This is a genomic window from Limnohabitans sp. 2KL-3 (assembly GCF_001269405.1).
GTDB lineage: Bacteria > Pseudomonadota > Gammaproteobacteria > Burkholderiales > Burkholderiaceae_C > Limnohabitans_A.
This window is the reverse complement of record NZ_CXON01000039.1, coordinates 1-14,342: the sequence shown is the minus strand read 5'-3', so window position 1 is coordinate 14,342 and position 14,342 is coordinate 1. Positions and strand designations below refer to the sequence as shown.

Genomic DNA, 14,342 nt, shown 5'->3' with positions numbered 1-14,342 from the left:
GGCGGGCAATGCGATCGGTGGCTTCCTGCTCGTGGCCACCATGTTCGGCCTGATCTACAAGGTCATGCCTCGCCAGCGTGTGCGGGTCTCCGATGTCTGGCTCGGCGCTTTGATCGCGGCCTTGCTGTTCACGGGCGGCAAGTTCCTGATGGGCGCCTACATCGGCCGCAGCGGTGTGGCGTCGGGTTTCGGCGCGGCCGGCTCGCTCGTGGTGGTGCTGTTGTGGGTCTACTTTTCAGCCCAGATCTTGTTGGTGGGTGCAGAGTTCAGCTGCGCCTATGCCCGGACGTTCGGTTCTCACAAGACGCCCGAGCCACTGCTGAAGCTCGATCATTCAACCTTGTAGGCGTGGCGCATTGAGCCTTGTACTTTTTATCCACCTACTTTGGCTTTGGGCTGAATGACCCACTTGCAGCGATTGCAGTCATCGATCGTCGCAAGCTGAACTTCAGCTATGGGCTAAAAGCAGCAAATGTTTTCGATCATGAGACCGAGACGATCAGGCTAACCACGCCTTGATTCTGCTGTTCATTTTTTCAGCCGAAATACCATACCGGTCATGCAAGGTTGGCAAAGCGCCTGCATCCAAGAAAGCGTCGGGCAGAGCCAAGATTCGAAATTTGGCAGGTATCACTCTTTCACGCATCAGCAAACTGGCCACCGCCTCGCCCAAGCCTCCCACGATGGAGTGGTTCTCGGCCACCACCACAAGACGACCCGGCTTGCGCACTTCGCCAATGATGGCAGCTTCATCCAAGGGCTTGATAGTCGGGCAATGCATGACTGCCACATTCACCTTTTCCGCCTCGAGTTGCTTGGCAACTTCGAGTGTGCGCATCGTCATGAAGCCGCTGGAGATCACCAAGACATCCGAGCCCTCGCGTAGCATCTTGGCTTTGCCCAATTCAAACTTGTAGTTGTATTCGTCCAGAACCATCGGCACATTGCCACGCAACAGACGCATGTAGACCGGTCCTTGGTGCTCGGCAATTTGCGGCACAGCCTGTTCAATGTCCAGCGCATCGCAAGGGTCCACGATGGTCATGCCAGGAATGGCACGCATCATGGCGAGATCCTCCGTGGCTTGATGGCTGGGGCCATAGCCGGTGGTCAGTCCGGGCAAGGCGCAGCAAATCTTCACATTCAGGTTTTCTTCGGCAATCACTTGGTGAATAAAGTCATATGCGCGGCGCGTGCCAAACACTGCATAAGTCGTGGCAAATGGCACCAATCCCGTCTTGGCCATGCCACCCGCAGCGCCCATGAGCAGCTGCTCGGCCATGCCCATCTGAAAAAAGCGTTCAGGGTAGGCCTGTGCAAACAAGTGCAGGTCGGTGTATTTGGCCAAGTCTGCCGTCATCCCGACCACTTCAGGATGATCAACTGCATAGGCAACCAGTGCCTTGCCAAAGGGGGCTGCCTGCACCCGCTGACCATCACTCGCGATCGAAGCGATCATGGCCGAGGTGGTCAGTCGGGGCTTTTTGTCGGTCACAGTATTCATCTCAAGGGCCTTAGGGTTGATTTGCATCCAAGATGTCCAGCGCCAATTTCCACTCGGGCGGATCCACACGAATAAAGTGATTTTTTTCGCGTGACTCCAGGAAGGGCACGCCCTTGCCCATCAATGTGTCGCACAGGATCACCCGGGGCTTGGCATCGGGCAGTGCACGCGCCGTGTCAAAGGCGCGCAACACCGAGGGCAGATGATTGCCATCCACACGCTGAACGTGCCAACCAAAAGCTGCCCATTTGTCTGCCAGTGGCTCGAAACCCAACACCGCAGTGGATGGACCATCTGCCTGTTGGTTGTTGATGTCAACCATGCAGATCAGATTGCCTAAGCCGTGGTGTGCAGCAGACATGGCCGCCTCCCAGACCGAGCCTTCATCCAGCTCACCATCTGACATGGAGTTGTAGACAAATGCAGGGCTCTTTTGGTGACGCAGTCCGAGTGCGATGCCCACCGCAATTGGAAGCCCCTGCCCAAGTGACCCCCCCGAGATTTCCATGCCAGGTGTGTAAGTGGCCATTCCGGACATGGGCAAGCGGCTGTCGTCGCTGCCGTACGTTTCCAGTTCGGATTCGGGAATGATCCCAGCCTCAATCATGGCTGCATAGTTTGCAATGGCGTAATGGCCATGAGAGAGCAAAAATCGATCACGATCAGACCAATCGGGGTCTTGGGCGCGGAACTTCATGGCATGACCATAGGCCACCGCCAGTACGTCGGCATAACCCAAAGCCTGACCAACATAGCCCTGACCTTGGACCTCGCCCATTCGCAATGCGAATCGGCGAATACGGTAAGCGCAGCGCGCCACTTCTAGCAAACGATCATTGCTCACTGACATGATGTCTCCGGAGGGTCAATGCGGTCATTTCAAAATGACTGCGGGAACGTATGAAACCAGAATCAAGACACCAAAGGCCACCACATAAAACGGCACCATGGCGCGCACAGTTTCGCCCACTTTGACCCTGGCCAGAGAACTGGCGATGAACAAGGTGGTGCCCACAGGTGGGGTGTAAAGTCCAATGGCTAAGTTGACCACCATCATGATGCCCAGTTGCACCGTGTCCATGCCAATCGCTTGCGCCAAGGGTAGGAAAACGGGGGTCAGCAGCAGGACGGCGGCAGGCAGGTCAATGAACATACCCAAGAACAGCATCATGGCGTTCATCAGCGCGATAACGACCCACTTTTCGTTCACGTTTGCCTGCACCCACTGCACGATGTGTTGCGGCATCTGGTCAAAGGTCAGCAACCAGCCAATGGCCGCTGAGGCCATGATGACCATCAGCACCACACCCGTCGCCAAACCGGCCTCGAGGATGGCGTGGTGCAAACGCCGAATCGTCATGTCGCGATAAATCACCAGGGACACCAAGCCGGCAAAGAGAGTGGACAACACCGACACCTCGGTTGGCGTGGCGATGCCGAAACGCAAAAATACGATGATCAATATCGGCAATGCGATGGCTGGAATCGAATACACCAAGTTGCGCCGAAACTCTGCACGGTCAGTCGGTGCAGTCTCGCGCGGTAAGTTGTCACGCTTGCCCACATACCAGCAAGCCGCCATGAATCCGCCGCATAAGATCAGGCCAGGCAAGATACCTGCGTAAAACAAGGCCCCGATCGACGCGTTCGCACTCATTGCATACAAAATCATGGGGATCGACGGTGGGATGATGATGTCTATGGTGGCCGCCGACGCCAGCGAGGCCGCCGAAAAAGGCATGGGATAACCCAGCCTGCGGTGCCAGGGCATGACCAAGGATCCAATGGCCGATGCATCGGCCACCGCTGAACCTGACACGCCACCAAACAAAGTCGACGACAACACGCTGACCTGAGCAGGTCCACCGTGCCAACGTCCGACCAAAACCGTCAAAGTGCCCACGATGGCCTGGCCGAGTTTGCCCCCCATCATGAGCGAACCCGTGAGCATGAAAAATGGAATGGCGATCAATGGAAAGCTCTGCACCTGCGCCACCATTTGCTGGACCAGCAGGTCAAACGGAACCCGGTCACTGCTGACCGCAGCGGCCATTGCCGCTAACAAAATGGCGTGTGCAATGGGCATGGCCAATGTTGCCGCACCCAAAAATACAATCAAAATCAATAAAGTCATGGTGCTTATCCTTGCGCAGCTTGCGCCCCTGGCTCTGAACTGTCCCGCACCACGCGCACACCACGCCAAGCCCTAGAGACGGATTGGATTGCAAGCAGCACCAGCATCCCCATGCCTACCATCAGACAACCGTAAGTCACCGATGTCGGGATGAGCAGAATAGGCGTTTTCTCGTCGTGCACGATTTCAAGCATGTTCCAAGTTGCGCGAACCAGCACCGCGTACAACACAGCGACAGCGCTCCAAGCTACGATATCAATCACACGTTTTACCGTAGGCCTGACTGACTCCACTAGGAACACCGTTGCGATGTGCGAGCCTTTTTCGGCGGCTAAAACGACACCGGACATGACCAACCAAGGAAACAACAACTCGGGAACCTCGTTGGCCCATTGCAAACTGGTGCCGAATGCATAACGAAGCAAGGTGTTGATCGTCAAGATCAAGAAAATTGAAACCATCGTCACCCACAGCACGAAGCTGCAGATGACCACGATCGCCCGTTCAAGCGCGTTGCGCTCGACTAAGACTGCGGTCATGAATGAATCTCCAAAATGACCCGCTGCGGTGGCCAGCACCGATGCGGGTCGTGAACATGGCAATAGCGCGTTGAAGTCAGCCGTTTATCCTGCACTTGTGGTCAATGCATTTTTCAGTGCCGACTATTTTTATGCTGCTTATTTGGCGCGCGCAGCGGCCACGACTTTCTTCACAAACGGGCCGATAGGGCTCGCTTCCCACTTAGCCACTACAGGTGCAGTGGCCTTTTCAAATGGGGCTTGGTCCACTTTGTCGATTTGTACGCCTTTGGCCTTGAGTTCTACAAACATCTTGTCATCGGCTTCTTGTGCCAATTTACGTTGAAGCGCAGTCGCTTCATTGGCGGCTTCCTGAACAATCTTTTTATCGCCATCAGAAAGCTTGTCCCAAGCACGTTTGCCAATCAAGAAGGGCGTCATCTCGTACTTGTGCCCGGTCAGCGAGATGTACTTTTGCACTTCGTACAACTTGCCTGCTTGAACGTTGACCAGTGGGTTTTCCTGCCCATCCACTACCCCTTGTTGCAGTGCAACGTACAGTTCTGACCACTTGATCTGTTGTGCCTCGGCACCCACGCTTTGCATGATGTCCACAGTCACAGAATCCGGTGGGGTGCGCATTTTCAGGCCCTTCAAATCCTCGGGCTTCAGCAGTGGGCGTTTGTTGTTACTCATGTGGCGGATGCCGTTGTCCCAGTAACCCAAAACAACCAAGCCTTTTTCGGCCGATTTTTGAGCCAACTCTTTGCCAGTGGGGCCATCCATTACCTTCCAAGCTTGTGCTTGGCTAGAAAACAGGAATGGCATGCCGAATGCAGCGTACTCGGGCACGGCATTTGCCAATGCACCCTGTGAGTTGGCCGACATATCGAGCGCACCAGTGCGCAGGGCGGTGACCATGGCGGCGTCATCACCCAACTGAGAGGCGGGGGCCACAGTCACTTCGATGCGGCCATTGCTCTTAGCCTTGGCCACCTCAGCAAACTTCAAGGATGCCGTATGGCGCGGGTTGTCGATCGCCGTGCCATGGCCCAACGTCAGTTTTACGGCCTGTGCCTGGGCCATTGAAGTGGCAGCGAGCAATGACGCCAGCAACAGGGTACGGCGGAATGTATTTAATTTTTTCATGATGTCTCCTAGGTTGAAATGAACCACGGCGATGCCGTGATGGTGGGTGAAATCTGAATCAGTGGATCAGCATGCCGCCGTTCACATCGAGCGTGATGCCTGTGCAGTACTTGGACAGGTCGCTGGCAAGAAACACGACGCAACCGGCGACGTCGTCCGGCTCGCCAATGTGGCCCAGAGGAATACCATCCAGAATTGCCTGACGCTTGTCGTCGGGAATCTTGCCCTTGTTGATGTCGGTGGCGATAAGGCCGGGAGTGACACAATTGACGCGGATGTTGCTGCCGCCAAACTCGCGCGCCATCGCACGGGCCAGGCCGAGCACACCGGCCTTGGCAGCCGAGTAATGCGGGCCACCCAGAATGCCGCCACCGCGCTGCGCGGACACCGACGAAATGCAGACGATGGAGCCGCTTTTTTGCGCTTGCATGACCGGCAGCACAGCTTGCGAGGCGTAAAGGGTGCCGCGCAGGCTCACGTCGAGGATGCGGTCGTAATCCGCACCAGTGATGTCCAGGAATTTCACTGGCTGGGTGATGCCGGCGTTATTGACCAGAATATCGATGCGCCCGTACTTCTCCTGGATACGGGCCACGGCCACTTCACAGGAAGCCTTGTCCGTAACGTCGGCAACCAAGCCCAGATGCTGATCACCGAGTTGCGCTGCAGCAAGCTGTGGGTTGGCCTGTTCAAGGTCGAGGATCACGACTAGGGCACCTTGCTTGGACATCATTCGTGCTGTTGCAAATCCCAATCCATTGAGGCCGGCGCCGCCGGTGATAACTGCTACTTTGTCTTTTAACAACATTTTTGTCTCCTGTGATGAACCGCTGAATGCTTGCGGGTGGTGCAATTTTGCAGATCCCCCATCCTGAACGCAAACGACATAAGTTCATTCATTCTTTAATTTAATTCATGCGGCACTGCAGCAAAATGATGCCTTGGTCAACGCCGCGAAAACAGGTAGTCATGAACTTCCTTGACCATGGCTTCAATAGGCTGGGCTATATCCAGCGTGATGGCCTGCTCGTCACAACAGGGTGGCTCGAGCGTGGCCAACTGGCTGTCGAGCATTGCCGCCGGCATGAAGTGCCCCGTTCGCAATGACAGGCGTGCGGCGATCAATTCCCGGGAGCCCTCGAGCATCACGAACAGGATGGGCTCCCCAGCCATCAAGACCAGCCGCTCCCGGTAAGACCGGCGCAGGGCAGAACATGCCGCCACTGCCATGCCCGCTCTCTTGCCCTTGACCGCCAAGGCGTCAGCCAAGGCATCAAGCCAGGGCCAACGGTCGGCGTCGCCCAAGGGAATGCCTCGGGCCATCTTGTTCTTGTTTGAAGCCGGATGAAAGTCGTCCGCATCAAGGAAAGGTTTTCTCAAGTGCTTGGCGAGTGATGTGCCCAAGGTGCTCTTGCCGCAACCGCAAACGCCGATCACCACGATCAGCCGTGTAGCAGGCTTTTCTAATGCAGCCCGTGGGTTTTGTGTGGCCGATGACAACTGCTCACCCAAGGCTCGTTCAAACTGCGACATCACTGCTTCTCCTCAGCTGAATTCCTGCGCCTGAGCTCAAGAATCAAGGCGCTGTGGTCGAGTTCGCCGTGCCCGTGATCGACGAGGTCGCGGAACAGCGAATCGGTCAACGCGAGCATGGGTAGTTCAAGTGACAGTTCCTGGGCCAATTCGATCGCCGCCTGGGTGTCCTTGATTTGATTGATCGCGGTTCCCCCAGGGACAAAATCGCCTGAAATCATGCGGCGGCCATGCAGCTCCAGAATTTTGGACTGGGCGAATCCGCCGAGGAGTGCTTCGCGCACCTTGGCCGGATCGGCACCGCCACGCTCGGCCAAGAGCAAGGCCTCTGCCACGGCCACGATGGTGCTGGCCACCGTCAGCTGGTTGGCGAGCTTGGTTAATTGACCCGTACCCGTGGGACCCATATGAAGAGGGCGCCCCATGGCTTCGAACAAAGGCCGTGCGCGCGCCACATCAGCGGCTTCGCCGCCAACCATGATGGACAGCGTGGCAGCCTTGGCACCAACCTCGCCCCCAGAAACCGGCGCGTCAAGATAGCCCACTCCGAGCGCCCGTGAACGGCGCGCGTGATCCTTGGCGGTTTCGACCGTGAGGGAACTCATGACGATCAGGAGACAGCCTGGCCTCATTGCAAAAAGGCCGCCAGTCTTTGGCGCGAACAAGAGCTCCTCGCAAACATGCCCGGAGTTCAACATGACCACTACCCCGTCTTGACCGGTGCAGGCCTCGGCCGCACTTGAAGCGAGACGGACACCATGCTCGGCCAGCGGCATGGCCTTTTCCATGCTTCGGTTGTAGGCAGTCACCTGGAACCCGGAAGCAGCGAGATGTCGAGCCATGGGCGCGCCCATGATGCCCGTTCCGACAAAGCCGACTGTGCGGATCGCTTCGTTCACAGCTAATCCTTAAGTTGGAACCGGGCTCAAACGTTGAAGCGTTCTCACAGGCCGTTCTACTTGAACGTGCTCCGACAAGATGGCCCGAAACTTGTCCACATGCGGGGTTTTCAGGTGCTCTTCAAAGGCTTGCCGTGACTGGTAGACCTCATAGAACAAAACCCCGTTGGGATGGTCCGACGAGCGAAGCACGTCGAACTGAAGGCAACCCGGTTCTTTGGCGAGCGAGCTCTGCGCGTCGTCGAATGCATGGGCCAAGAAGACCTCAAGCATTCCTTCTTTGACCACAAACTCTGCGAGGACCACAAAGACCGGTATTGCCGGTCGGAGGTGTGCTTGCTGCGTCATGATGAGGCCTTCTAAATAAAGCCTTAGCGGCCCATCGTGCGTGTGTATTCCCGGCGGAAATCGACGACATCCAGGTTGTCGACCAGTTCGACGTCGGAAAAACACACGGCCGTGTCTTTCGCCACCGGCTTGATGAGCTTGACCTTGTGCGCAAGGCCAATGGGCAAGGCATCAAGCGCAAGGCTCTTCGTGGCCGGGATCGCGTTGGCCCAGACGGCAAATCCACCTTCGCCGTCGAGCATGTCGCCGGCTTTCAGATTGGTCTTGGCGGTGGCCACTGCGTCTGCGCGGAATTCCCTGGAGGTGCCGGTGGGTTCACCACGGAGCACCGCAGATAAAACGCTCACGCTGGTTTCCAGTCCGATCAAATGGAAGGGCCGCCACATTGAGGCATACCAGCCAGACTTGTCGGTCAGCAAGCCGTACTGCTTGAAGCATGCACGGGTGTACTCGTCCGGCGCCTTGAAAGTTACGAACATGCCGAAGCGAATGTTGTTGAGTACCTCGCGCCCATCGGGCTCCTGGCTTGCTGCGATATCGATCAGGCCGCTGCGGGCCAGACGACCACCTTCAGAGGCTGGCTTGAAAACGTTGGCAAGATCATGCAAACCGGCGGGCGGGAAGGCCAGGCCGTTGTCTGGGCAGTCGAGCCCAGTTCCGTTGGCAACGGCAGCCATCTCGATGGCCGCCTTGGTTCCGTCGGTAAAGGAGTTGTACATCTGGGGGTTGAAGTCGCCCGCCTTGACTTCTTCTTCCGTCCAGCCAAAAAACCCCCAGACCGTGTCGGGTGTCGAATAGCGGTAGCGCGGCTCGAAGTTCATGCCCTTGCCAGCAGCGGTCAGCTCAAAGCCGCAGGAGCGCACCCAGTCGATCAGTTCGCAGATGAAGGCCGGCTGGTCGCCGTATGCCATGGAATACACCACCCCTTTGGCTTTGGCCCGCGCAGCCAGCAGGGGGCCGCACATCACATCAGCTTCAACATTGACCATCACGACGTGCTTGCCGCCCTCGATCGCTGCCAGGGCATTGCGCACACCGGCGATCGGGTGGCCGGTGGCCTCGATGATGCACTCGATGCCTTCAAACTCGGCTAGGGCCGCCCCGTTATCCACGATGCAAGTTTGGCCCGACTTATAGGCTTCGCCCAAAGTCTTGGCGCTGTACTGTGACTCGTCCCAGCCCACGCGCTTAAGCGACTCACGGGCTTTGGCCACGTTTAGATCGGCGACGCCAACCACGTGGTAGCCGGGAATATGCCTAGCTTGAGCGAGCATCATGGAGCCAAACTTACCGGCACCAATAATGCCAACCCGGACAGGACCTTTTTCTGCCACGCGCTTTTGAAGCAGTGTCGCCAAATTCATATTTATTCCTTTTTCGGATATTTCAAACGGGTTTTAAATCTTTGAATAGCGAAAGTCTGCGTTCGCGTATTCTTTGAATAAATCGAGATCGATGAATTTATTAAAAATCTCGGAAGATTAGAAATAAATCGGTTAACGATTTAGTGGATGTGATGCTAAGTCTCTGCAAAGCCGACGTCCATTGACATAAAAACCCGATTCATTAAGAAAAACTTAACGGTTCGACTGTGTACAGCCCTGTCGTACGCGCTTGCGCTCCACCGGATACCCTTGAAGGACATGAACAGTCGAGACTTGCCGCCTCTGACTCAAAACCTCAGCCCGTGTCTTAAACGGCACCTTGCCAGGTTGCCCGCTCCTGGCGCAGCCAGTCGAGAAACAACTGGACTTTGGCCTTCCGCAGGTGGTCATATGGGCATACCAGCCATTGCGTCGTGAGGGTAATCGCTGGAGGCTTGCTAATCGGGCACACCAGCGTGCCCTCACGCAGTTCCCGCCACATCATCAGATTACTCTCGAGCGCGATGCCAAGGCCATCGACCGCAGCGTCGATCGCCATGTGGCTGCGGTCTAAAAGTAGCCGCTCGCCCTTGAGACTCGTTTCCACGCCCAACGAGGCAAACCACTGAGACCATTGCAATTGCGCCTTGACCGAAAAAATCAGCCGGCGGTGCGGGAGTTCTGCCAACTCCAGCGTGCCGGCGGCTGCATAACTTGGGGCACACACCGGCATGAAGTTTTCTTCGGCTAGGCCCTCGACAAAGACACCCGGCCACTGCCCCTCGCCGTGACGAATTTCGATATCGACGGCTTCACGGCTGAAGTCGGTCGGTTCCGTGGTGGCGTTCAGGCGAAAGTCCACATCAGGATTGGCGTTAAGAAATCTACCCAGCCGCGGCAAGAGCCACTTGCTGCCCAAAGTGGGTGTGGTGCGCACGGTCAGTGCCGTTCGCGACCGAAATCCGCGAATCCTTTGGGTCGCCTCGCCAATACGCTGCACGTCCGGCGCAATCATTTCAAAGTAGCGCTCACCGGCCTCGGTCAGTGCGACGCCGCGACCTGCTTTCTTAAGCAAAGTCGTGCCCAAGTGCAATTCGAGCACATGAATCTGCTGGCTCACAGCCGAAGTGGTCACAAACAACTCAGCAGCGGCCTTGGTCAGGCTGCAACTGCGTGCCACCACTTCGAATACGGCGATTGCTCGCAAAGGTAAGGTCATCTTCGTCCGTGGGTTAACTTCATCAGTGAATATCAAGGATATACCTTTAAATCTGACATTCGAGAAAGACGCAGGATCATCTCTGATAACCTTAGAGCGCAATGTCGATACAGCAATCGAGTCCGATTTCCTTCAGTTTCATTCAGCCCCGCTTCATTCAACTGCCATGATCCCGCCTCTTTCTGCCCTGCAGGCCTTTGAAGCCATTGCCCGGCGTAAAAGCTTTTCGCTGGCCGCAGAGGAGTTGCATCTGACGCCTTCTGCCGTCAGTCACCAGGTCGCCAAACTCGAGAGCATTCTGGGCGTGCGTCTTTTCGAGCGCTCGGCCCGGGGCGTCGAGCTCACCCCTAGAGGTCGGCAATATCTGGAGCGTGTGGCGAGCGCTCTGGGCGCCATCAACACTGCGACCGAAGACTTACGCCATGGTGTGCAGGACACCCTGTATGTGCACAGCAGCCCCAGCTTTGCCAGCTTGTGGTTGATGCCACGCATAGGCAAATTCACCGAGCGGCACCCGAACATCTCGATGATGCTGTCAGCCTCGCATGTGCATTCGGACTTCCAACTCGGTCAGATGGACGTCGACATTCGCTACGGGCTACCGAACTGGCCGAATCTGGAGGTTGAACCGATCTTTACAGAAAAAATCCTGCCTCTGGCCAGTCCAGAATTCATCCGCATCCATCGCTTGCACACGACTTCCGACCTGCTCCGTGTACCGCTGATCCAATCCAGCGTTAGCGTAGTGCAATGGCCCGAATGGTTTGCACGCTTTGCCGGTGACCAACGACCTGAACGCATGGGCCTGCGTTTTGACCGTGCAATGATGAGTCTTGATGCCGCCGTTCAAAGCCTAGGCGTGGCTCTGGAGAGCACCAGCATCGGCAGCCCCCTGATCGCCAGTGGCCGATTGCAACCTGTCTTTGGAGAACAAATGTGCATGGAAGTCCAAGCCCACTTCGTGGTGTACCCGGAACGCCACGCCTCAAAGCCTGAAGTACGCAGCTTTATGGCCTGGCTACGGGACGAAGTTCAACCGTCTCGGTAAAAAAGTTATTGAATTGAAACTTTGGCCCTGCCTGAGGGCCGCCCCGATCATGGTTGAAAACCTTTCATGAAGGCGTGAGTTTTCTTCGCTTGTGTTGATGTGGCCTGCCCGTAAAAATCTCGGCCACGACATTGAAACCAACGGAGACTGGCGCCTGGCTTTGCAGCACGGCAGCCGCAGCCCATGAGCTCACACCCACAAAATGCCCTGGCCCACGCCATCCGTTTTCTCTCGATCGACGCCATCGTACGCGCACAAGAAGGGCATCAGGGTGTACCGCTGGGCATGGCAGAGATCGCCACCGCGCTTTACACACGTCACCTCAAATTCAATCCCTCTGAGCCCAACTGGTTTGACCGCGACCGCGTGGTGCTTTCCAACGGACATGGCTCGATGCTGTTGTATTCGCTGCTGCACCTGACGGGATATCCAGACTTTCCGATTGAAGAAATCCAGCGCTTTCGCGAGCTGGGTTCGCACTGCGAAGGTCATCCAGAACGTAACACGGCCATCGGCATCGAAGTCACCACAGGCCCGCTGGGTCAGGGCATTGCCAACGCCTTCGGCATGGCCGTTGCCGAGGCGTATTTGAACGCTCACTTTGGTCGTGATTTGGTCAATCACCACACCTATGCGTTTGTGGGCGACGGCTGCCTCCAAGAGGGCGTGGGCCAAGAGATGATTTCGCTTGCAGGCCATCTGAAATTGAGCAAGCTGGTGCTGTTGTGGGACGACAACCAGATCACTGACGACGGCAGCACCGACTTATCCATCAGCGAAAACGTGGCTGCGCGCTTTCGCGTAGCGGGCTGGCATGTGGTTGAGGTAGATGGCCATGACATCGAGGCGGTGTCTGCAGGACTGGATGCCGCACGCGCGGATTCTCGACCGTCCATGCTAGCGTGTCGCACTGTCATCGCTAAGGGTATTGCCCGCCTTCAGGGCCAACGGGGCGGCCACAGCGGTCGCTTGTTTGCAGAAGATGCCCAGGCCGCACGCGACTTGCTGGGCTGGACGCAAGGTCCGTTTGAAGTGCCCAGTGATGTTCAGCAGGCTTGGCGAGCTGCTGGTCAACGCAGTAACGACGAACACGTCGCATGGCAAGCGCGTGTGGCAGCATTGCCTGAAGACAAGCGCGCTGAATTTGAACGCGTGATACGCGGTGAACTACCTAGTAATTGGCAGCAAGTCTTGCTGGACTTCAAAAAAAATGCCCTGCAAGCACCACCATCACCCAGCGGCATATTCATCTCAGCCGAAATCAATGACCTGCTGACCCCCGTTTTCCCGGAGCGCATGGTTGGCTGCGCCGACTTGGAAGCACCCACCAGCCACAAGCGAGGCCTAACGGCTTTCACCGCAGACGATCGCAGTGGCTCATATGTGCATTGCGGCGTGCGTGAGCATGTGATGGGCTCAATGGCCAACGGCATGGCGGCGCACGGCGGTGTGCTGCCGATATCGGTGACCTATCTGGCCTTTGCCGATTACCAGCGACCCGCCATGCGCATGGCGGCACTCATGGGGCTTCCAGTCAAATTCGTGTTCAGCCACGACTCGATAGGGATCGGCAAAAACGGTCCCACACATCAGCCGGTAGAAATTCTGTCTTCGCTACGCGCCATGCCCAACATGCTGGTCATGCGCCCTGCCGACGCAGTTGAAGCAGCGGAGTGCTGGGAAGCGGCATTGGCTCACAGCACGGGTCCAGTCAGTCTGATCTTTGCACGGCAGTCGCTACCCTTGGTACGCACCATTCACACACCTGCCAACCTGGCAAGTCGCGGGGGATATGTGCTTCATGAAAGCGCCTGCGGCACGCGTCGGGTCACGCTGCTGGCTACAGGCTCTGAAGTAGCGCTGGCTGTGGCTGCTCGCGAACAGCTTGAAGCTGATGGGATTGCCACTGCTGTGGTCTCTCTTCCCTGTTGGGAACTGTTCAACGCGCAAGATGATTCTTATCGCAAAAGCGTACTGGGCTGTGGTGTACGGGTGGGCGTTGAGGCCGCTGTGCGCCAAGGCTGGGATGCTTACCTTGGGCTCGATGGCGGCTTTGTGGGCATGACCGGCTTTGGAGCAAGTGGGTCGGCCGAATCCCTTTACAAGCTATTCAAAATTACCCCCGAAGCGGTGGCAACCAAAGCCATTTCTTTGCTGAAGAATTGAACAGGTCTTAGGATTGGATTTGTCTTTACTGAAAGGCAACTCTCGCTCTACGAATTCCATGGGGTCTGAAGTGCGGTCGACCGCTATGGGTCGAAAGCGGCCCTTGGTTTGCTTGATGGCGAGTGCCTGGAACCAGCTTCAAGCCGACCCTAAAAAATTGACGGCATCCCCATTTTGGACGGCTAACTGATTCAGGCCGGCAGCTGTCGTTGACCCACTCCCAAGATGACCCCACATCTTCACATCTTCCTCAAACCGGTTACGCGATCCGCCAGAGCCATGACATCCAGCGTGCAGGCGGTGCCACCACCCGCGCGAACCCGTGGGTTGGACAGCGAACAGACCGCGGGCAGTTTGGGCGCTAACTTGACTCACCCTTTGCTCATTGGAGTGTGAATGTCCCAAACGAACATCCCAATCAAGGCGTGGTGGGGATTGTTCAAACAGGTTGCCAACGCCT

14 protein-coding genes are annotated in these 14,342 nt (G+C 56.8%); 3 read left to right on the top strand and 11 right to left on the bottom strand.

Annotation, left to right across the window (positions count from 1 at the left end; genetic code table 11):
- A partial coding sequence (locus AMM41_RS21230) for a YihY/virulence factor BrkB family protein (protein WP_194944926.1) occupies window positions 1–346 on the top strand: 346 nt, incomplete at its 5' end.
- 153 nt (window positions 347–499) lie between these two features.
- Here the strand turns inward: AMM41_RS21230 and AMM41_RS21225 are convergent.
- The 11 genes from AMM41_RS21225 to AMM41_RS21175 all read right to left on the bottom strand — a co-directional run bounded on the left by AMM41_RS21225 (window position 500) and on the right by AMM41_RS21175 (window position 10,668).
- The gene (locus AMM41_RS21225) at window positions 500–1,504 is read right to left on the bottom strand and encodes a transketolase family protein (RefSeq protein ID WP_089963914.1); all 1,005 of its coding nucleotides are present in this window, start codon (window positions 1,502–1,504) and stop codon (window positions 500–502) included.
- A 10-nt stretch (window positions 1,505–1,514) separates the two neighbouring features.
- A complete protein-coding gene (locus AMM41_RS21220) occupies window positions 1,515–2,354 on the bottom strand; it encodes a transketolase (protein WP_089963912.1) in 840 nt (279 codons plus the stop codon).
- A 24-nt stretch (window positions 2,355–2,378) separates the two neighbouring features.
- The gene (locus AMM41_RS21215) at window positions 2,379–3,638 is read right to left on the bottom strand and encodes a TRAP transporter large permease (protein ID WP_089963910.1); all 1,260 of its coding nucleotides are present in this window, start codon (window positions 3,636–3,638) and stop codon (window positions 2,379–2,381) included.
- Between the two features lie 5 nt (window positions 3,639–3,643).
- Complete coding sequence (locus tag AMM41_RS21210; RefSeq protein ID WP_089963909.1) at window positions 3,644–4,177, bottom strand: TRAP transporter small permease; 534 nt, start codon at window positions 4,175–4,177, stop codon at window positions 3,644–3,646.
- Window positions 4,178–4,315: 138 nt separating this feature from the next.
- Window positions 4,316–5,305, bottom strand: a complete 990-nt coding sequence (locus AMM41_RS21205) for a TRAP transporter substrate-binding protein (protein WP_089963907.1) — start codon at window positions 5,303–5,305, stop codon at window positions 4,316–4,318.
- A 58-nt stretch (window positions 5,306–5,363) separates the two neighbouring features.
- Entirely contained in the window at window positions 5,364–6,113 is a 750-nt protein-coding gene (locus AMM41_RS21200; RefSeq protein ID WP_089963906.1) for an SDR family NAD(P)-dependent oxidoreductase, read from the bottom strand.
- A gap of 137 nt (window positions 6,114–6,250) precedes the next feature.
- Window positions 6,251–6,838 carry a gluconokinase gene (locus AMM41_RS21195; protein WP_089963904.1) on the bottom strand — a complete coding sequence of 196 codons (588 nt, stop codon included), beginning with the start codon at window positions 6,836–6,838 and terminating at the stop codon, window positions 6,251–6,253.
- Entirely contained in the window at window positions 6,838–7,737 is a 900-nt protein-coding gene (locus AMM41_RS21190) for an NAD(P)-dependent oxidoreductase (RefSeq protein ID WP_089963903.1), read from the bottom strand. The genes AMM41_RS21195 and AMM41_RS21190 overlap by 1 nt, the downstream gene beginning before the upstream one ends.
- A gap of 9 nt (window positions 7,738–7,746) precedes the next feature.
- Window positions 7,747–8,085 carry a putative quinol monooxygenase gene (locus AMM41_RS21185; protein ID WP_089963902.1) on the bottom strand — a complete coding sequence of 113 codons (339 nt, stop codon included), beginning with the start codon at window positions 8,083–8,085 and terminating at the stop codon, window positions 7,747–7,749.
- Window positions 8,086–8,108: 23 nt separating this feature from the next.
- The gene (locus AMM41_RS21180; RefSeq protein WP_089963900.1) at window positions 8,109–9,449 is read right to left on the bottom strand and encodes an NAD(P)H-dependent oxidoreductase; all 1,341 of its coding nucleotides are present in this window, start codon (window positions 9,447–9,449) and stop codon (window positions 8,109–8,111) included.
- 328 nt (window positions 9,450–9,777) lie between these two features.
- The gene (locus tag AMM41_RS21175) at window positions 9,778–10,668 is read right to left on the bottom strand and encodes a LysR substrate-binding domain-containing protein (protein ID WP_089963899.1); all 891 of its coding nucleotides are present in this window, start codon (window positions 10,666–10,668) and stop codon (window positions 9,778–9,780) included.
- 166 nt (window positions 10,669–10,834) lie between these two features.
- Here AMM41_RS21175 and AMM41_RS21170 point away from each other — a divergent pair, with 166 nt between their 5' ends.
- Window positions 10,835–11,716 carry a LysR substrate-binding domain-containing protein gene (locus AMM41_RS21170; RefSeq protein ID WP_089963897.1) on the top strand — a complete coding sequence of 294 codons (882 nt, stop codon included), beginning with the start codon at window positions 10,835–10,837 and terminating at the stop codon, window positions 11,714–11,716.
- A gap of 183 nt (window positions 11,717–11,899) precedes the next feature.
- Window positions 11,900–13,882 carry a transketolase gene (tkt, locus tag AMM41_RS21165; RefSeq protein WP_089963896.1) on the top strand — a complete coding sequence of 661 codons (1,983 nt, stop codon included), beginning with the start codon at window positions 11,900–11,902 and terminating at the stop codon, window positions 13,880–13,882.
- Window positions 13,883–14,342: the final 460 nt, after the last annotated feature.

What these genes read in the sequence shown, in the direction of transcription:
- tkt (WP_089963896.1), top strand. Translation starts at nt 11,900, where the DNA reads ATGAGCTCACACCCACAAAATGCCCTGGCCCACGCCATCCGTTTTCTC.
- AMM41_RS21215 (WP_089963910.1), bottom strand. Translation starts at nt 3,638, where the DNA reads ATGACTTTATTGATTTTGATTGTATTTTTGGGTGCGGCAACATTGGCC.
- AMM41_RS21205 (WP_089963907.1), bottom strand. Translation starts at nt 5,305, where the DNA reads ATGAAAAAATTAAATACATTCCGCCGTACCCTGTTGCTGGCGTCATTG.
- AMM41_RS21200 (WP_089963906.1), bottom strand. Translation starts at nt 6,113, where the DNA reads ATGTTGTTAAAAGACAAAGTAGCAGTTATCACCGGCGGCGCCGGCCTC.
- AMM41_RS21170 (WP_089963897.1), top strand. Translation starts at nt 10,835, where the DNA reads ATGATCCCGCCTCTTTCTGCCCTGCAGGCCTTTGAAGCCATTGCCCGG.
- AMM41_RS21175 (WP_089963899.1), bottom strand. Translation starts at nt 10,668, where the DNA reads ATGACCTTACCTTTGCGAGCAATCGCCGTATTCGAAGTGGTGGCACGC.
- AMM41_RS21220 (WP_089963912.1), bottom strand. Translation starts at nt 2,354, where the DNA reads ATGTCAGTGAGCAATGATCGTTTGCTAGAAGTGGCGCGCTGCGCTTAC.
- AMM41_RS21225 (WP_089963914.1), bottom strand. Translation starts at nt 1,504, where the DNA reads ATGAATACTGTGACCGACAAAAAGCCCCGACTGACCACCTCGGCCATG.
- AMM41_RS21185 (WP_089963902.1), bottom strand. Translation starts at nt 8,085, where the DNA reads ATGACGCAGCAAGCACACCTCCGACCGGCAATACCGGTCTTTGTGGTC.
- AMM41_RS21180 (WP_089963900.1), bottom strand. Translation starts at nt 9,449, where the DNA reads ATGAATTTGGCGACACTGCTTCAAAAGCGCGTGGCAGAAAAAGGTCCT.
- AMM41_RS21210 (WP_089963909.1), bottom strand. Translation starts at nt 4,177, where the DNA reads ATGACCGCAGTCTTAGTCGAGCGCAACGCGCTTGAACGGGCGATCGTG.
- AMM41_RS21195 (WP_089963904.1), bottom strand. Translation starts at nt 6,838, where the DNA reads ATGTCGCAGTTTGAACGAGCCTTGGGTGAGCAGTTGTCATCGGCCACA.